The sequence below is a fragment of the Actinomadura latina NBRC 106108 genome, assembly GCF_001552195.1.
GTDB classification, from domain to species: Bacteria; Actinomycetota; Actinomycetes; order Streptosporangiales; family Streptosporangiaceae; genus Spirillospora; species Spirillospora latina.
The window spans coordinates 84251-101785 of sequence record NZ_BCQS01000026.1 but is presented as its reverse complement, the minus strand read 5'-3'; the positions used below and the strand labels follow the sequence as shown (position 1 = coordinate 101785).

Sequence of the window (17535 nt, the reverse complement as noted above, 5' to 3'; positions counted from 1 at the left end):
CATACGGCTGCGCGGGTGGGTGTATTTTCACATCAAATATATGAGAGATCGGCCCCCGTGCGGGAGGACTGCGCCGTGTTCATGCTCAGCGACGAGGAGCGCGCCATCGTCGAGGTCGTCGCGGACTTCGTCGACAAGGAGGTCCGCCCGGTCGCCCGGGACCTGGAGCACGCGGGCGCCTACCCCGCCCGCCTCATCGACCGGATGAAGGAACTCGGCGTGTACGGGCTCGCCGTGCCCGAGCCGTACGGCGACGTCAGCGTGTCCAAGGCCTGCTACGCGCTCGTCACCGAGGAGCTGGCGCGCGGCTGGATGACCCTGGCGGGCGCGTTCGGCGGGCACACGGTCGTCTCGCACCTGCTCGGCGTGTTCGGCACCGACGAGCAGAAGGCCCGCTACCTGCCCCGGATGGCGACCGGCGAGCTGCGCGCCACCATGGCGCTCACCGAGCCGTCCGGCGGCTCCGACCTGCAGGCGATGAGCACGACCGCGCGCCGGGACGGCGACCGGTACGTGATCGACGGCGCCAAGATGTGGATCACCAACGCCCGGATGTCGGGCCTCATCGCGCTGCTGTGCAAGACCGACCCGGACGCGTCCCCGCGCCACAGGGGCATCAGCATCCTGCTGGTGGAGAAGGGCCCTGGCCTGACCGTCTCCCGAGACCTGCCGAAGCTCGGCTACAAGGGCGTGGAGAGCTGCGAGCTGGCGTTCGACGGCTACGAGGCGCCGCTCGGCGCGCTGCTCGGCGGCGCGGAGGGGCGCGGGTTCGCCCAGATGATGCGCGGGCTCGAGGTGGGCCGCATCCAGGTCGCGGCACGGGCGCTCGGCGTCGGGCGCGCCGCCCTGGAGGACTCCCTGCGATACGCGCAGGAGCGCGAGGCGTTCGGCAAGCCGATCTGGCGGCACCAGTCGATCGGCAACTACCTCGCCGACATGGCCACGCAGCTGCGGGCGGCCCGGCTGCTCACCCTCGACGCCGCCCGCCGCCTGGACGCCGGCGAGCGCTGCGACATGGAGGCGGGCATGGCCAAGCTCTACGCGTCGGAGGCGGCGATGCAGATCGCGCTGAACGCGGTCCGCATCCACGGCGCGGCCGGCTACTCCACCGAGTTCGACGTCGAGCGCTACTTCCGGGACGCTCCGCTGATGATCGTCGGCGAGGGGACCAACGAGATCCAGCGCAACGTGATCGTCAAGCAGCTCATCGAGCGGAACCGGATCTAGGGCGCCGTGGCGGGGTCCTCGCCGGCGCGGATCCAGTCGAACGTCCGCTCCACGGCGCGCCTCCAGTTGTCGTACTCGGCGGCGCGCCGCGCCGGCTCCATGGCCGGGACCCACCGGGCGGCGCGATGCCAGTTGCGCCGCAGCCCTTCGAGCCCCGCCCAGTAGCCGACCGCGAGCCCGGCGGCGTAGGCGGCGCCGAGGGACACCGTCTCGACCACCATCGGCCGCTCCACCGGCACGTTCAGCACGTCCGCGACCATCTGCATGACGAGGTTGTCGGACGTCATGCCGCCGTCGGCCTTCAGCTCCTTCAGGCCGAGCCCGGAGTCGGCGTTCATCGCGTCCACCACCTCGCGGGTCTGCCAGGCGGTCGCCTCCAGAACGGACCGCGCCAGGTGCCCCTTCGTGATGTAGGACGTGAGACCGACGATGATGCCGCGCGCCTCGCTGCGCCAGTGCGGGGCGAACAGGCCGGAGAACGCGGGGACGATGTAGCAGCCGCCGTTGTCGTCGACCGACCGGGCGAGCGTCTCGATCTCCGGCGCGGTGGTGATCAGCCCGAGGCCGTCGCGGAACCACTGGACGAGCGCGCCGGTGATCGCGATCGACCCCTCCAGCGCGTACACGGCCGGCTCGTCGCCGATCTTGTAGCCGACGGTGGTGAGCAGGCCGTTGTCCGACTTCACCGGCACGGTGCCGGTGTTCATCAGCAGGAACGCGCCCGTCCCGTAAGTGCACTTGGTCTCGCCTGGGGCGAAGCAGGCCTGCCCGAACAGGGCGGCCTGCTGGTCGCCGAGGGCGGCGCCGATGAGCACGCCCGGGAACACGCGGCGGGCCGTCCCGTAGGTCTCGGTGGACGACCTGATCTCCGGCAGCATGGCCTTCGGGACGCCGAAGAAGTCGAGCAGGCCGTCGTCCCAGGCAAGGGTGTGCAGGTCCATCAGCAGGGTGCGGCCGGCGTTGGTCACGTCCGTGACGTGGACGCCGCCGTCGACGCCGCCGGACAGGTTCCAGATCAGCCAGCTCTCCATCGTGCCGAACAGCACCTCGCCGCGTTCGGCGCGCTCGCGCAGGCCGGGCGTGTGGTCGAGCAGCCAGCGGATGCGCGGGGCGGAGAAGTAGGTGGCGAGCGGCAGCCCGCTGCGCTCGGTGACCATCGCGGCGCCGGGGGCGCGGGCCAGCTCGTCCACGAGCGCGCCGGTGCGCATGTCCTGCCACACGATGGCGCGGCCGATCGGGACGCCGGTCACCCGGTCCCACAGGACGGTCGTCTCCCGCTGGTTGGCGATGCCGACCGCCGCGACCTGGGCCGCGGTCGCGCCCGCCTGGGCGAGCGCCTCCGGGGCGATCCGCTCCAGGTTGCGCCAGATCTCCATCGGGTCGTGCTCGACCCAGCCGGGCCTCGGGAAGTGCTGGCGGTGCTCACGCTGCGCGACCGACACCAGCCGGCCGCCGTGGTCGAACAGGATGCACCGGGTGGACGTCGTGCCCTGGTCGATCGACATCACGTACCGTTCGGTCACGCTCGACCGCCTCCCCCACGAGCGTCACCGGCGCGAGCGTCACCAGCGCGAGCCGCCGAGGTCGCGGGAGACGGCGCGCGCCGCGTCCCGCACGTAGGCGACGAGCCTCGGCTCGGGGACGCGGCGGGAGTCGCAGATCCGCTCGACCGCGCCGGAGATGCCGATGGCGCCGACGACGAGCCCCCCGTACCCGCGGATCGGCGCGGCGACGCCGGCGTCGCCGATGGACAGCTCCTCGATCTCGGCGGCCCAGCCGTTCTCCCGCACCCGGGTGGCGGCCCGTGCGAGCTCGCGCGGATCGGTGATGGTGCGGCGGCAGTACGACTCCAGGGCGGTGTCGCGGATGGACGCGGCCGCGTTGGCGTCGTGGGCGAGCAGCGCCTTGCCGAGCGCGGTCGCGTGCAGCGGGAGCAGGGAGCCGACGTCCATCGCCTGGAGCGTGTCGTCCGGGCGGAACACGTGGTGCACGACGAGGACCCTGCCCTCCAGCAGGGTCCCGATCCGGACGGCCTCGCCGCTGCGCGAGGCGAGCGCGTCGGCCCAGTTGATGGCGCGGGACCGCAGCTCGTTGACGTCCAGGTAGCTGGTGCCGAGGTGCAGCAGCGCGGCGCCGAGCTGGTACTTGCCGGTGCCGCCGTCCTGCTCGACGAAGCCGACGCGCTCCAGGGTGCGCAGGATGCCGTGCGCGGTGCCCCGGGCGAGGCCCAGCGAACTGGCGATCTCGCCGACCCCGAGCCGGCCCGAACTCGCGGCGAGCAGCCGCAGGATCGCGGCGGCGCGCTCGATCGACTGCACGGGTCCGGGCATGAATCCGATCGTAGTTGGCCCGGCAGGGTGCCGACAATGTCGGCAGTCGTCGTAATTGTCGTCGTTAGTGCCCCGAACTGCCCGGATTCCGTGATCTCGTGCACAGACTGGAGGGTAACCGGCGCCGGGCATCGGGGAAAGTGTTCGACATTGTCGGCAGCGTCCCGTTGTCGCCGGTTCCATCCCGGCTTAGCGTCCTGGCCAGCCTCACGGGGCTCGCGCCCACCCCCCTGCCGAGGAGTGCCCATGACGGAACGCACCGCGGAACGACCCAAAATCCCCCGCTCATCGGCGGCGTCCTCGGCGCCGGGCTCTACAAGGTCCTGATCGGACGGTTCCTGCCCGCCGCGGAGGAGCTGCCCCGGGAGATCGCCGAGCCCGAACCGCAGTACGAGACGGCCTGACCCGTCCCATCCCCCCACGTCCCAGGAGACCGCACGCATGGCCGACTTCGCCGGGGCCCTCGACCAGGGCACCACCAGCACCCGCTTCATGATCTTCGACCACGGCGGCAACGAGGTGGCCCGCCACCAGCTGGAGCACGAGCAGATCCTGCCGCGCGCCGGCTGGGTCGAGCACGACCCGACCGAGATCTGGGAGCGGACCCGCGCCGTCATCCAGAGCACGCTGAACAAGGCGAACCTGGGCCACGCCGATCTCGCCGCGGTCGGCATCACCAACCAGCGCGAGACGGCCGTGGTGTGGAACCGGCGCACCGGACGCCCGTACTACAACGCGATCGTCTGGCAGGACACCCGCACCGACCGCATCGCCGCCGCCCTGGACCGGGACGGCAGGGGCGACGTCATCCGCCGCAAGGCCGGGCTGCCGCCGGCGACCTACTTCTCCGCCGGCAAGGTCCAGTGGATCCTGGAGAACGTCGACGGAGTCCGGGAGGCCGCCGAGAACGGCGACGCCATCTTCGGCACCACCGACTCGTGGGTGCTGTGGAACCTCACCGGCGGACGCGACGGCGGCGTCCACGTCACGGACCCGACCAACGCCAGCCGCACCATGCTGATGGACCTGGAGACCCTCGACTGGGACGACCAGCTCCTGTCGTTCTTCGGCATCCCCCGCTCGATGCTGCCGGAGATCAGGCCGTCCTCGGCGTCCGACGCCTACGGGCTGACGCGTCCGGACGGCCCGTTCGGCGGCGAGGTGCCGCTGACCGCCGCGCTCGGCGACCAGCAGGCCGCGACGGTCGGGCAGGTGTGCTTCGCGCCCGGCGAGGCCAAGAACACCTACGGCACCGGCAACTTCCTGCTGCTCAACACGGGGAACGAGCTCGTCCGGTCGAAGAGCGGCCTGCTGACGACCGTCTGCTACCAGTTCGGGTCCGAGAAGCCCGTCTACGCGCTCGAAGGATCGATCGCGGTGACGGGGTCGGCGGTGCAGTGGCTGCGCGACCAGCTGGGCATCATCTCCGGCGCCGCGCAGAGCGAGTCGCTGGCCCGGCAGGTCGACGACAACGGCGGCGTCTACTTCGTCCCGGCGTTCTCGGGCCTGTTCGCCCCGTACTGGCGGTCGGACGCGCGCGGCGCCATCGTCGGGCTGTCGCGGTTCAACACCAACGCCCACGTGGCCCGCGCCACCCTCGAAGCCATCTGCTACCAGTCCCGCGACGTCGTCGAGGCGATGCGCGAGGACTCCGGCGTCTCCCTGGACGTCCTCAAGGTCGACGGCGGCGTCACGGCCAACGAGCTGTGCATGCAGATGCAGGCCGACATCCTGGGCGTCCCGGTCTCCCGCCCGGTCGTCGCCGAGACCACCGCGCTCGGCGCCGCCTACGCCGCCGGCCTGGCCGTCGGATTCTGGAACACCACCGACGAACTCCGCCAGAACTGGAACGAGGACAAGCGCTGGGAACCCACCTGGACCGACGACCAGCGCCAGACCGGCTACGCCGGCTGGAAGAAGGCCGTCGACCGGACCCTTGACTGGGTCGACCTCACCTGACCTGGCCCCCGTCCTCCACCCCCCGCCCACCACCGTCCAAGGCGTTTCACCGACCTCTTTTCGGGAGCATGCAGTGACATCCGTAGCGCTCGGTCCGCGGTATCGCGAGGAGACCCTGGGCGGCCTCGCCGAGACCGAGTTCGACGTCCTGGTCGTCGGCGGCGGCATCGTCGGCGCCGGCGCGGCCCTCGATGCGATCTCGCGGGGGCTGTCGGTCGCCCTCGTGGAGGCGCGGGACTGGGCGGCCGGGACGTCCAGCCGCTCCAGCAAGCTGATCCACGGCGGGCTGCGGTACCTGGAACAGCGCGACTTCGGGCTGGTGCGGGAGGCGCTGCGGGAACGCGGCCTGCTCCTGCACCGGCTCGCGCCGCACCTGGTGCGTCCCGTCCGGTTCCTGTATCCGCTGCGCAACCGCGTGTGGGAGCGCGCCTACGTCAGCGCGGGCGTCACCCTGTACGACACGATGGGCGGCTCGCGCGCGCTTCCAAGGCACCGGCAGCTGACCCGGCGCGGCGCGCTGCGGCAGGCCCCGGCGCTGCGGCCGGACGCGCTGGTCGGCGCCGTCCAGTACTACGACGCGCAGGTGGACGACGCCCGGTACACGATGATGGTCGCCCGGACCGCCGCCCAGTACGGCGCGAAGGTCGCCACCCGCGCCGAGGTCACCGGGTTCCTGCGCGAGGGCGAACGGGTCACCGGCGCCACCGTCCTCGACCTGGAGGGCGGACGGGAGATCAGCGTGCGTGCCCGGCGCGTGGTGTGCGCGACCGGCGTGTGGACGGACGGCGCGCAGGCGATGACCGGGTCCCGGGCCGCGTTCGGCGTGCGGGCCTCCAAGGGCGTCCACTTCGTGGTCCCACGCGACCGGATCCCGATGGAGACCGGCCTCATCACCCGGACGCCGAAGAGCGTGCTGTTCATCATCCCGTGGGGGCGGCACTGGCTCGTCGGCACCACCGACACCCCGCACGACGACGGGCCGGACGAGCCCGTCGCCGACCACACCGACATCGGCTACCTCCTCGACCAGGCCAACGCCGTCCTGCGGACCCCGCTCACCCACGACGACATCGAGGGCGTCTACGCGGGGCTGCGCCCGCTGCTGTCCGGCGAGATGGACGACACCACCCGCCTGTCGCGCGAGCACGCGGTCGCCGAACCGGTGCCGGGCCTGGTCGTCGTCACCGGCGGCAAGTTCACCACCTACCGGGTGATGGCGGAGGACGCGATCGACGTCGTGGCCGAGGGCTTGGACGACGCGATCCCCGAGTCGGTCACCGCCCGGCTGCCGGTCCTCGGCGCGAACGGGTTCGAGGTGCTGTGGAACGAGCGCCGCCGCCTCGCCGCCGAGTCCGGCCTGCACGTCGCGCGCGTCGAGCACCTGCTGCGCCGCTACGGCTCATGCACCCCCGAGGTGCTGGCCCTGATCGCCGACAGCCCGGCGCTCGGCGCCCCCATCTCCGGCGCCGAGGACTACCTGTGCGCGGAGGCCGTCTACGCGGTGACGCACGAGGGCGCCCTGCACCTGGAGGACGTCCTCGCCCGGCGGCTGCGCGTCGCGATCGAGGAGTGGGACGGCGGTGTGGCCGCGGCGACCCGCGTCGCCGGGCTGATCGCCCCCGTCCTGGGCTGGGACGGGGAGGAGACCGCCGACGAGATCAAGCGGTACGCCCGCCGGACCACCGAAGAACGCCGCGGCGGCGCGGCGATCACGGAGGCCGCCTGACCCGACTGCGCGGTCGTCGCCGTCCCGGAGCAGCGCGGCGACCGAGTGCTCCTCGTCCGGAAGCGATCCGTCAGGTCGGGATGAGGGGGCAGTGGGTGCCCTTGTAGATGGTGGGTACGCAGTGGTTGCAGTGGGTGCACAGGGACGGGGTGGACGGGTCGGCGGCGATGCGGTTCACCAGGTCGGGTTCGCGGAGCAGCGCCCGGGCCATGGCGACGAACTGGAAGCCCTCCGCCATCGCCTTGTCCATGGTCTCGCGGGTGGTGATGCCGCCCAGCAGGATGAGCGGGAGGTCGAGTTCGGCCCGGAACCTGCGGGCGTGCTCCAGGAGATAGGCGTCCTGGTAGGGGTAGACGCGCAGGAACCTCTTGCCGAACAGGCGCATGCCGACGCGCAGGGGGAGCTTGTAGCTCGCCGCGAACTCGGGGATGGGCATCGGGCCGCGGAACAGGTACATCGGGTTGAGCAGGGAGCTGCCCGCGGTCAGCTCCAGCGCGTCGACCGTGCCCTCCTCCTGGAGCTTCCGGGCGACGTAGAGGCTGTCGTCGATCTCCAGGCCGCCGCGAACGCCGTCGCGCATGTTGAGCTTGCCGGTGATCGCGATGCGGTCGCCGACCTCGTCGCGGACGGCGCGGGCGATGCCGAGGGCGACCTTGGCGCGGTTCTCGATCGGGCCGCCGTAGGCGTCCTTGCGCCGGTTGAGCCGGGGGCTGAGGAACGAGCTGGCCAGGTAGTTGTGCCCGAAGTGGATCTCCACGGCGTCGAAGCCGGACTCGATCGCCAGCCGGGCGGCGCCGGCGTGCGCGCGGGTGATGCGCTCGATGTCCCCGGCCGTGGCGGGCTTGGTGAACGCCATGCCGAGCGGGTTGAAGAACCGTCCGGCCGAGATGCCGGGCATCTTGTTGGAGCTGGAGTCGGCGACGGGCCCGGCGTGCCCGATCTGGGCGGACGCGGCGGCGCCCTCATTGTGCACGGCGTCGGTGAGGCGGCGCAGCCCGGGGACGGCGTCGGGCCGCATCCAGATCTGCCCGCGCTCCGTCCGCCCCTCGGGCGCGACCGCGCAGTACGCGACGGTCGTCATGCCCACTCCGCCGGCGGCGGGCCGCCGGTGGTACTCGATCAGGTCGTCGGTCACCACCGCGTCCGGGGTCATCCCCTCGAACGTCGCGGCCTTGATCACACGGTTGCGCAGCGTCAGCGGCCCGAGCCGGGCCGGTTCGAACACGTCCACGATGGACTCCGAGGGGTAGGGGCCCGCGGCACGGCCGCGGGCCCGGCGGATCAGAGGCGTTCGATGATCGTGACGTTGGCCTGGCCGCCGCCCTCGCACATGGTCTGCAGGCCGTAGCGGCCGCCGGTGCGGTCCAGTTCGTGCAGGAGCGTCGTCATGAGGCGGGCGCCGGTGGCGCCGAGCGGGTGGCCGAGGGCGATGGCGCCGCCGTTGGGGTTGGTCGTCGCCGGGTCGGCGCCGGTCTCCTTCAGCCAGGCCAGGACGACGGACGCGAACGCCTCGTTGATCTCGACGGCGTCGATGTCGCCGATCGTCATGCCGGTCTTCTTCAGCGCGTACGCGGTCGCGGGGATCGGCGCGGACAGCATCCGGATCGGGTCCTCGCCGCGCGCGGAGATGTGGTGGATGCGGGCGCGCGGGGTGAGGCCGTGGTCCTTGACCGCCTGCTCGGACGCGATGAGCAGCGCGGCGGAGCCGTCGGAGATCTGGGACGAGACGGCCGCGGTGAGGCGCCCGCCGTCCACGAGGGTCTTCAGGCCGGCCATCTTCTCCAGCGTGGTGTCGCGGCGCGGCCCCTCGTCGGCGGCGACGTCCTCGTAGGGGGCGATCTCGCGTTCGAAGCGGCCCTCGTCGATGGCGCGGATGGCGCGCTGGTGCGACTCGTAGGCGAACCGCTCCATGTCCTCGCGGGACAGGTCCCAGTCGCGGGCGATCATCTCGGCGCCGTGGAACTGGGAGACCTCCCGGTCGCCGTAGCGGCGCGTCCAGCCCTTGGAGCCGGCGAAGGGGCCCTCGGTGAAGCCGAGCTGCGCGGCCGCGGTCATCGCCGACGCGATCGGGATCTGCGACATGTTCTGCACGCCGCCCGCCACGACCAGGTCGGACGTCCCGGACAGGACGGCCTGCGCCGCGAACGACACGGCCTGCTGGGAGGAGCCGCACTGCCGGTCGATGGTGACGCCCGGGACCTCCTCGGGGAGCCCGGCGGCGAGCCAGCAGGTGCGGGCGATGTCGCCGGCCTGCGGGCCGATGGTGTCGACGCAGCCGAACACGACGTCCTCGACGGCGGACGGGTCGACCTTCGTCCGGTCCATCAGCGCGGTGAGGACGTGCGCGCCGAGGTCGGCGGGGTGCACGCCGGCGAGCCCGCCGTTGCGCCGTCCGACGGGGGCGCGGACGGCGTCGACGATGTATGCCTCGGCCATGGGGTCTTCTCCTTCGTACAGGTCCGTCGTACAGGGGACTAGCTCGCCTGGATGCCTTCGAGGAACATGGCGAGGTACTGCTTGGCGATGTCGTCGGCGGACAGCCGCCCGCCGTGCTGGTACCAGTTGGCCGCGACCCAGACGGTGTCGCGGATGAAGCGGTACACGAGGGTCGGGTCGAGGTCGGCGCGGAACGCGCCCTCCTTGACGCCCCGGTCGAGCAGGGACAGCCACATCTCCTCGAACCGGCGCTGCGAGTCGAGGAGGTAGTGGAACCGCTCGCCGGCCGCGAGGTGCTTGGACTCGTTCTGGTAGAGGACGACGGCGGGCCGGTGCCGGTCGATCGAGCGGAACGACTCGGCGACGATGGCCTCCATGGTGTCGCGGGCGCTGAGCCCGGCCTCCAGGACGCGGTCGTACCCGGCCCACATCTCGTCCAGGAACGTCCGGAGGATCTCGTCGGCCATCGACTCCTTGGAGTCGAAGTGGTAGTACAGGCTGCCGCCGAGGATGCCGGCGGCGTCGGCGACCTTCCGGACGGTGGTGGCGGAGTAGCCCTGGGAGGCGAACACCTCGGCGGCCGTGGCGAGCAGCTCGGCCCGCCGCTCCGCGCGGGCGGCGGCGGTGCCCTCGGCGTCGCGCCGTCGTGGACTCATGTGTCGTTCCTCATCGCAGGTTCTTCCTAGGCGTGCTGGGAGGAGACGGAGACGACCTCGCCCGTCATGTACGAGGAGTAGTCGCTGGCCAGGAAGACGATCACGTTGGCCACCTCCCACGGCTCGGCGTAGCGGCCGAACGCCTCCCGGCGCGTCAGCTCGTCCAGCAGCTCCTCGGACGTCACCTTGACCAGGTGCGGGTGCATGGCGAGGGACGGCGAGACCGCGTTGACCCGGACGCCGTGGTCGGCGGCCTCCAGGGCGGAGCAGCGGGTCAGCGCCATGACGCCGGCCTTCGCGGCGGCGTAGTGGGACTGGCCCTTCTGCGCCCGCCACCCGATCACCGAGGCGTTGTTGACGATGACGCCCGCGCCCTGGCCGCGCATGAGGCGCAGTGCGGCGCGGGTGCAGCGCATGGTGCCGTTGAGGGTGATGTCGATCACGCGGTCCCACTGCTCGTCCGCCATGTCGACGAGGTCGGCCGTCCCGCCGAGCCCGGCGTTGTTGACGGCGACGTCGATGCGCCCGAAGCGCTCCGCGGCGAGGTCGTAGAGGGCCTGCACCTGCTCCTCGGACGTGACGTCGCAGGGCAGCGACGCGACGCGGTCGGCGCCGAACTCCTTCTCCAGTTCCCGCGCGGACGCGGTCAGCCGCCGCTCATGGGTGTCGGAGATCAGGACGCGGGCGCCCTCCTCCAGGCAGCGGCGGGCGGTGGCGCCGCCGATCCCGGCCCCGGCCGCCGCGGTGATCACGACGGCCCGGTCCTTGAGGAGGCCGTGCCCGGGGACGTAGGGGGGCGGCGTCATCCGCGTGCCTCTCTGCTTGCGGTCGGTTCACGGGGCAGGCCGAGCACGCGCTCGGCGATGATGTTGCGCTGGATCTCGTTCGACCCGGCGTAGATCGTGTCGGAGCGGGAGAACAGGAACAGCCGCTGCCAGTCGTTCAGGTCGTAGCTCCCCCCGGGGGCGGACTCCCGGACCCCCTGGGCTTCGCCCGAAGTGCGGTCGCAGGGCTCGCCGTCGGCGACCAGGCCGGCCGCGCCGAGGACGTCCATGGCCAGTTCGCCCAGCTCGCGGTGCCAGGTGCCCCAGACGAGCTTGGAGATGGACGACTCGGGGCCGGGCGCGCCGGCCGCGACGCCCGCCATGGTCCGCACGGCGTTCAGCCGCATGACCTCCAGGCCCATGTACGAGCGGGTCAGCCGGTCGCGCAGCAGCGGGTCGCCGATGGCGCCGGTGCGGCGGGCGAGGTCGGCGACGCCCTCGAACTCGCGGGCGAACCCGACCTGCTGGCCGAGGGTCGCGACGCCGCGCTCGAACCCGAGCGTCGCCATCGCGATCTTCCAGCCCTCGCCGGGGGCGCCGACGATGTTGCCGGCGTCGGTGCGGGCGCCGTCGAAGAACACCTCGTTGAACTCGGAGGTGCCGGTGAGCTGGATGATCGGCCGGATGTCCACGCCGTCCTGCTTCATCGGGACGAGCAGGTACGACAGGCCCTTGTGGCGGGACGAGCCGGGCTCGGTGCGGCAGACGGCGAAGCACCAGTCCGATTCGAGGGCGAGGGACGTCCACACCTTCTGGCCGCTGATCGTCCAGTGGTCGCCGGCGAGTTCGGCGCGGGTCTGGACGTTCGCGAGGTCGGAGCCGGCGTCGGGCTCGGAGTATCCCTGGCACCACAGCTCCTCCACCGCCACGATCGGCGGGAGGAAGCGGGCGCGCTGCTCGTCGGTGCCGAACGCGATGATCGTGGGGCCGAGCAGGTTCTCGCCGATGTGGTTCACGCGGGCGGGGCCGTCGGCGAGCGCGTACTCCTCGTGGAAGATGACCTGCTGCTCGACGGTGGCGCCGCGGCCGCCGTACTCCGCCGGCCAGCCGACGCACGTCCAGCCGGCGGCGGCCATGTGCCGTTCCCAGGCCAGCCGCTCCTCGAACGCCTCGTGCTCGCGGCCGGGCCCGCCGAGCCCGCGGGCGTGCGCGAACTCGCCCTGCAGGTTCGCCCGGAGCCAGTCGCGGACCTCGGCGCGGAAGGCGCGGTCCGCCGGCGACTCGTTCTGGTTCACGCCATGGACTCTACCAAACAGTTGTTAGAAAGAATCACCCCCCAGCGCGGGTTCGGCCGCCCGCTCCGGGAGCGGCGCGGGCGGACGCTCCGGCACGGCCGCCGGCAGCTCCCGGTGGAGCAGGTCGAACAGCCTGTCCCAGCGGGCGAGGACGGCGTCCGGGTGGAACCGCAGCACCGAGGCGCGGGCCTCGGCCCCCAGCGCGCGCCGCGCCTCCGGGTCCCCGATGAGCCGTTCCAGCGCCGCGGCGAACGCGACCGTGTCGCCCGGCTCGACCAGGACGCCGCCGCGGCCGTCCCCGATCAGCGTACGGACGCCCGGCGCGCAGTCGAACGCCACCGTCGGCAGCCCGTACGCCATGGCCTCCAGCACCGACATCGGGAAGCCCTCCGCCCGTGACGGCAGCGCGAAGACCGACGCCTCGACGAGCGCCTCCTCGACGTCGGCGACCACCCCCCGGAACTCGACGGAACCGGCCACGCCGGCCGCCTGCGCGCGCAGCTCCTCCTCGTCCGGGCCGCTGCCGTAGACATGGAGGCGCCACTCCGGGTGGCGCGCGGAGACGCGCTCCCACGCCTCCAGCATCAGGTCCATGCCCTTCTCGTACGAAAGGCGCCCGACGCAGGCGACCACGGGAAGGTCCAGCGTGGGATGGGCGGACGGCGTGACGTGCAGAGGGTTCGGGATGTAGTCCACGTTGGTCATGCCGTTCCTGGCCCAGGCGTCGGCGTCCTCGGCGGTCAGGACCAGCATCCGGTCGGCGTCCGCGTAGTGCTCCCTGACCCGCCGGTACCGCGTCGACTTGCGGGTCGCCGCGTAGGACTCATGGCTCATCGCCACGACCCGCAGCCCGGACGTGTCGGCCAGCCGCACCCACTCCATCGCCCACACCTGCGCCACGATGACCACCGATCCCGGCCGGGCCGCGGCGAACAGCTCCGACAGCCGGGCGGCGCCGCGCCGCTGGGCCGCCCCCCGGCGCAGCTCCCGCCCGCGCGCAGCCGCGTTCAGGTGCTGCAAGGGCTTCTTCGGCCGCCACGCCAGCACCGGCGCCCGCCATTCCCGGTGCAGCACCTCCACGGCGTAGGAGCCGTCGCGGCCGTGCCGGTAGGGCTCCGGGCCCCGGGTGATCCCGACGAGCGTGACGCGGTCGCCGCGTCCGGCCAGCAGCCGCGCCATGTGGTGCGCCCAGCGCTGGAGCCCGCCCATGTCGTCGGCGTTGTTGCACACGATGAAGACGTCACGCGGTGCGGCCATTGCGTTCCCCCCTGTTGCCCCGGTCCAGCCTGTTGCCCCGGTCCAGCGGCCGTGCGGCCGGGAAGTAGCGGTCCGCGACCGTCCGGGCGGCGGTACCGCGGTCGTGCTCGCCGAAGCGCTCGGCGAAGGCCCGGCGCCGTGCCGCGTGGCGGCCCTCCGCCGCGTCCAGGCCGGCGAGCGCGGCGACGAGCTCCTCCTCCGTGCGGGTGATCGGCCCGGGCCCGTGCAGGTCCAGGTCGAAGTAGCCGGCGGTGAGGTCCCGGCCGTCCGGGAGGTGCAGGATGATCGGCCGGTCCAGCAGCGCGAAGTCGAACATGATCGAGGAGTGGTCGGTGATCAGCGCGTCCGCGAGCAGCAGCAGCGGGGTGACGTCGGGCACGGCGCCGACGTCCCGCATGACCGCGCGGGCGCCGGGCGGGACGTTGGCCCGGCACAGGTAGTGCGGCCGGACGAGGAGCACGTACTCCTCCCCCAGCTCCCGCGCGAACACCTCCGGGTCGACGGGCGGGTCGAGCAGCTTGCCGGGGCGCCCCTTCGGCCCGGTGGTGAACGTCGGCGCGTACAGGACGGCGCGGCGCCCGTCGCCGAGGCCGAGGGACGCGCGGAGCGAGGCCACCTCGGCGGCCAGTTCGGGATCGCCGTCCACCCCGTTGATCAGGGGATCGTTGCGGGGATAGCCGGCCGGGAGCAGCTCGGAGCAGACCCCGAGGCCCGCGCAGAGCGTCTCGGCGTCATGCGCGGAACGCACCAGGAAGCAGTCGTAGCGCTCCACCATCCGGCGCAGCCGGGCCCGCTCGGCGGCGGGACCGCGCTTGAGGCGCGGCTGGTCGAGGCCCATCAGCTTGAACGCCGAGCCGTGCCAGGTCTGGATGTAGGTGGTCTCGGGGCGCTTGCGAAGGCCCTCCGGATAGCCCTGGTTGTCGACCCAGAACTGCGCGCGCGCCAGCGCCAGGAAGTACGCCCACGAACCGCGCCTGACCAGCGCGGCGTCGTCCGGGAACCCCTTCGGGGACGACGCGTACGCCCACACCGCCGTCACCGGCCGGCCCGTCCTGCGCAGCTCCCGGTAGATGTACTTGGGATTGTCCGAGTAGTGCCGGCCGAGGTGGCTCTCGAAGACCGCCAGGCCGGGCCGGACGGGCAGCCGGGACAGCACCCGGTTGAACACGGCGATCTTGGTCTCGCGGGCCGTCAGCCGGCGGCGGGCCGTCGTCCCCAGCCCCCGCGCCCGGCGCCAGGCGAGCCGTCCCGCCGGGGAGCGGGCGGCGCGCAGCGCGGCGGCCCCCGCGAGGCGCGCCCACGGGCTCGCCGCCTCCAGCGCGAACGCCAGGTGCCCGCCGTCGGTGACGTAGGACCGGAGCCGGTCCGCGGCGATCCGGGTCAGCCGAGGCCGGACGGGCAGCGCGACGCCCGCCAGCGACGGCGATCCGCGGCCCTCGCCGAGGCGGGTGACCATCTCCTCGCCGTCCACCCGGACGCGCAGCCGCACGTCCCACACCGGGTCGATGAACCCGACCGGCCTGATCCGGCGGGCCGGGTCGAACTCCGACCGCCACGCCAGCCGGTCCCCCTCGTGCCGGACGGTGGCGCGGGCCCGCGCCCTGCGCGCGCGGCGGCGCCGGTCGCAGAACTCCAGCGTGCCGGCCAGGTCGGCGTCCGGCGGGATCCGGCCGAGCGGGTTCAGCACGTGCCCGGCCAGGTGGACGCGGCCGCCGCGCATCTCCAGCCGCGTCACCGTGTTGGCGGGGCGCAGGTCCTTCAGCGGCCGGACGTGGAAGCCGAAGCCCGTCACGTCCAGGATCCGGCGGCCGAGGCTCCCGCGCGGCCGGCCCGCGCCCCAGTAGACCCGCCCGTCCCGCTCCACCAGCCGCGCGCGCAGTTCGGGCCGCTCGGCGGGCCGGTACTCGGCGGCGGCGAGCGCCCCCGCGTGGTCGCCCTCGCGGATCAGGTACGCGGCGATCGCGGGCATCGGGCTGGCCAGCTCGAAGACGCTGGGGTCCAGCCCGGCCAGGTACCCGGCCGCGAGGTCGAGGAACCGGTCCCGGTAGCCGGCGTCGCGGTCGCGCAGCTCGCGCAGGTAGAGGACCAGATCGTGGTTGACGAACTTCACGTCCTTGGCGAGCCGCAGGTCGTGCGCGCCGCGCATCGTGAACAGCGTGTCGATGCGCCGGTGGATCTCCAGCCGGTCGGCGAAGTTGGCCAGCTCGGCCCGCCGGTTGGAGATCGACGGCGCCGACGCCCGCTCCCGGACGAGCCAGTTGTAGACGCGGTGCGGGATCAGCGCGGTCCGTTCCGCCGCCAGGTACGCCTCGGCGGTGAACAGCAGGTCCTCGTAGTGCAGCCGCTCGACGAACCGCAGCCCGCGCTCCTCCAGGAAGCCGCGCCGGTACGCCTTGTTGGTCGAGAGGGTGTCGTAGAGGAGATCGGGGTTCTCGGTCAGCGACCCGTACACGGCGCTGTTCCGGTAGAGCCACGGATACCAGGGGCGGACCCGTCCCTTCGCGCCCTCGGGGACGTCCAGGAAGATCCGGTCGCACAGCCCGGAGACCAGGTCGGCGCCGGTGTTCTCGGCGGCGGCGAGCAGGTTGAGGCAGGCGTGCCGGTCCAGCAGGTCGTCGCTGTCGAGGAACATCAGGTACCGGCCCGCCGACGCGTCGATCCCGGCGTTGCGGGGCCGGCCGCAGCCGCCGGAGTTGGCCGGCAGGTGGACGGCCCGGACGCGTCCCGGATGGGCGGCGGCGAGCCGGTCGGCGACCTCCCCGGTGCCGTCGGTGCTGGCGTCGTCGACGATCAGGGTCTCGACGCCGCCGAGCGACTGCGCCAGCGACGAGGCGACCGCCCGCGGAAGCCGCCGGGCGTCGTTGTAGGCGATCACGACCACGCTGACATCCGGCCGCAGCCGCATGGGCGTCCCCTCCCGTTCCGCTGGGACCGGGCCGGCCCGGCAGGCTCCGGCTCGGACGCGTTGCTTGTGATTCCTATCCCGCAACGCACCAGTGAGGTCCAAGATGGATCAAAGGCTGTCAACGCTTCGCATTACCCGACTTCAGCGGAGACATGAGGGCAGAACACCCGGGAACGCCAGAAGGCGCCCGACCGGGGCCGGGCGCCTTCGGATCTGCGGATGGGTCAGGAGGCGGCGTAGTCGGGGTAGCCGTAGCCCACGATCTCGGCCTTGTCGCGGGTCTTCTTCTCCACCTCGTTGTTGCTGTTGCCTTCGATGGTCTTGACCGTGCCGTCGCCGTTGTCCTTCACGACGAGCCCGACGTGGTCGATGTCACCGATGCTGCCACCGGAGCCGTTCTGCCAGTCGAAGAACACGACGGCGCCCGGCTTGGCCTTCTCACCCCAGCGGTCGGTCTTCTTGAACCAGCTGGCGTGCTGGACGGTGTAGGCGTCCCAGCCCATGTTCTTCACGCCGGTCTGGGCGCCGAGCCAGGACACGAACATGTCGCACCACTGGGCACCGTTGTAGGCCTTGACCGAGAAGCCGCCGTCGCGCTGCGCGGTGGCCTTGGCGTGCGGGGTCGAGACGTACCACTGGTGGAACTTGGTCTGTCCGCCCTTGCCCTCGCTGATGCCGATCTGCTTCTCGGCCAGCTTGATGACCTCGGTGGCCTGGACCTCGCGCGGCGGCACCTTGTAGCCGGCCTCGCGGGCCTTCGTGACGGTCATCCGGTTGGATGTCTGCGCCGCTGCGGCGCCCTTCCCGGCGGCGGCCTGGGCCGGGGTCTCGGCCGCGGCGCTGCCCCCGGCGAGGGGGTTCAGGACGGCGAGCCCGACGGCGCCGGCGAGGACCGCGCTGACGGCGACGCCGACGGCCTTGTCCTCGGACGAGAAGCGGTTGAGCGAAAGTCGATCGAAACGACCGGTCATGCGGGGAAT

14 protein-coding genes are annotated in these 17535 nt (G+C 72.6%); 4 read left to right on the top strand and 10 right to left on the bottom strand.

Annotated features, from left to right (window positions below; genetic code table 11):
- Window positions 1-81: 81 nt before the first annotated feature.
- Window positions 82-1227 carry an acyl-CoA dehydrogenase family protein gene (locus AL2_RS27505; RefSeq protein ID WP_067638717.1) on the top strand — a complete coding sequence of 382 codons (1146 nt, stop codon included), beginning with the start codon at window positions 82-84 and terminating at the stop codon, window positions 1225-1227.
- Here AL2_RS27505 and glpK (AL2_RS27500) read toward each other — a convergent pair.
- Window positions 1224-2750 carry a glycerol kinase GlpK gene (gene glpK / locus AL2_RS27500; protein WP_067638543.1) on the bottom strand — a complete coding sequence of 509 codons (1527 nt, stop codon included), beginning with the start codon at window positions 2748-2750 and terminating at the stop codon, window positions 1224-1226. The two genes, AL2_RS27505 and glpK (AL2_RS27500), sit on opposite strands and share 4 nt — an antisense overlap.
- Window positions 2751-2789: 39 nt before the next feature.
- Window positions 2790-3557 (bottom strand): IclR family transcriptional regulator, encoded by a 768-nt coding sequence (locus AL2_RS27495; protein ID WP_067638541.1) that lies wholly within the window; start codon window positions 3555-3557, stop codon window positions 2790-2792.
- Window positions 3558-3697: 140 nt separating this feature from the next.
- Between AL2_RS27495 and AL2_RS27490 the strand changes: the two genes are divergently transcribed.
- The 3 genes from AL2_RS27490 (at window position 3698) to AL2_RS27480 (ending at window position 7242) form a co-directional block, all read left to right on the top strand.
- Window positions 3698-3961, top strand: a complete 264-nt coding sequence (locus AL2_RS27490; protein ID WP_067638539.1) for a hypothetical protein — start codon at window positions 3698-3700, stop codon at window positions 3959-3961.
- 37 nt (window positions 3962-3998) lie between these two features.
- Window positions 3999-5516, top strand: coding sequence for a glycerol kinase GlpK (gene glpK, locus AL2_RS27485; RefSeq protein WP_067638537.1), 1518 nt, complete (start codon window positions 3999-4001; stop codon window positions 5514-5516).
- Window positions 5517-5589: 73 nt separating this feature from the next.
- A complete protein-coding gene (locus AL2_RS27480; protein WP_067638535.1) occupies window positions 5590-7242 on the top strand; it encodes a glycerol-3-phosphate dehydrogenase/oxidase in 1653 nt (550 codons plus the stop codon).
- Window positions 7243-7312: 70 nt separating this feature from the next.
- Here the strand turns inward: AL2_RS27480 and AL2_RS27475 are convergent, their stop codons facing one another.
- From AL2_RS27475 to AL2_RS27440, 8 genes are all read right to left on the bottom strand, one after another.
- The gene (locus AL2_RS27475; RefSeq protein WP_218003715.1) at window positions 7313-8473 is read right to left on the bottom strand and encodes an NADH:flavin oxidoreductase; all 1161 of its coding nucleotides are present in this window, start codon (window positions 8471-8473) and stop codon (window positions 7313-7315) included.
- A gap of 50 nt (window positions 8474-8523) precedes the next feature.
- Window positions 8524-9678: an acetyl-CoA C-acetyltransferase gene (locus AL2_RS27470; protein ID WP_067638533.1), complete on the bottom strand. Its 1155-nt coding sequence runs from the start codon at window positions 9676-9678 to the stop codon at window positions 8524-8526.
- Between the two features lie 38 nt (window positions 9679-9716).
- Window positions 9717-10334, bottom strand: coding sequence for a TetR/AcrR family transcriptional regulator (locus AL2_RS27465; RefSeq protein ID WP_067638531.1), 618 nt, complete (start codon window positions 10332-10334; stop codon window positions 9717-9719).
- Between the two features lie 26 nt (window positions 10335-10360).
- On the bottom strand, window positions 10361-11140 hold the full coding sequence (locus AL2_RS27460) for an SDR family oxidoreductase (RefSeq protein WP_067638529.1): 780 nt from the start codon (window positions 11138-11140) through the stop codon (window positions 10361-10363).
- On the bottom strand, window positions 11137-12393 hold the full coding sequence (locus AL2_RS27455; protein WP_067638527.1) for an acyl-CoA dehydrogenase family protein: 1257 nt from the start codon (window positions 12391-12393) through the stop codon (window positions 11137-11139). The genes AL2_RS27460 and AL2_RS27455 overlap by 4 nt, the downstream gene beginning before the upstream one ends.
- Before the next feature lie 24 nt (window positions 12394-12417).
- A complete protein-coding gene (locus AL2_RS27450) occupies window positions 12418-13650 on the bottom strand; it encodes a glycosyltransferase (protein ID WP_067638525.1) in 1233 nt (410 codons plus the stop codon).
- Window positions 13634-16555: a bifunctional glycosyltransferase/CDP-glycerol:glycerophosphate glycerophosphotransferase gene (locus AL2_RS27445; protein ID WP_067638523.1), complete on the bottom strand. Its 2922-nt coding sequence runs from the start codon at window positions 16553-16555 to the stop codon at window positions 13634-13636. Before AL2_RS27445 ends, AL2_RS27450 begins: the two co-directional genes overlap by 17 nt.
- A gap of 224 nt (window positions 16556-16779) precedes the next feature.
- A complete protein-coding gene (locus AL2_RS27440) occupies window positions 16780-17526 on the bottom strand; it encodes a CHAP domain-containing protein (RefSeq protein WP_067638521.1) in 747 nt (248 codons plus the stop codon).
- Between the last annotated feature and the right edge of the window lie 9 nt (window positions 17527-17535).

Excerpts from the sequence above, each read along its gene's own strand:
- glpK (WP_067638537.1), top strand. The coding sequence starts at position 3,999 with ATGGCCGACTTCGCCGGGGCCCTCGACCAGGGCACCACCAGCACCCGC.
- AL2_RS27445 (WP_067638523.1), bottom strand. The coding sequence starts at position 16,555 with ATGCGGCTGCGGCCGGATGTCAGCGTGGTCGTGATCGCCTACAACGAC.
- AL2_RS27505 (WP_067638717.1), top strand. The coding sequence starts at position 82 with ATGCTCAGCGACGAGGAGCGCGCCATCGTCGAGGTCGTCGCGGACTTC.
- AL2_RS27495 (WP_067638541.1), bottom strand. The coding sequence starts at position 3,557 with ATGCCCGGACCCGTGCAGTCGATCGAGCGCGCCGCCGCGATCCTGCGG.
- AL2_RS27450 (WP_067638525.1), bottom strand. The coding sequence starts at position 13,650 with ATGGCCGCACCGCGTGACGTCTTCATCGTGTGCAACAACGCCGACGAC.
- AL2_RS27460 (WP_067638529.1), bottom strand. The coding sequence starts at position 11,140 with ATGACGCCGCCCCCCTACGTCCCCGGGCACGGCCTCCTCAAGGACCGG.
- AL2_RS27440 (WP_067638521.1), bottom strand. The coding sequence starts at position 17,526 with ATGACCGGTCGTTTCGATCGACTTTCGCTCAACCGCTTCTCGTCCGAG.
- AL2_RS27465 (WP_067638531.1), bottom strand. The coding sequence starts at position 10,334 with ATGAGTCCACGACGGCGCGACGCCGAGGGCACCGCCGCCGCCCGCGCG.
- AL2_RS27470 (WP_067638533.1), bottom strand. The coding sequence starts at position 9,678 with ATGGCCGAGGCATACATCGTCGACGCCGTCCGCGCCCCCGTCGGACGG.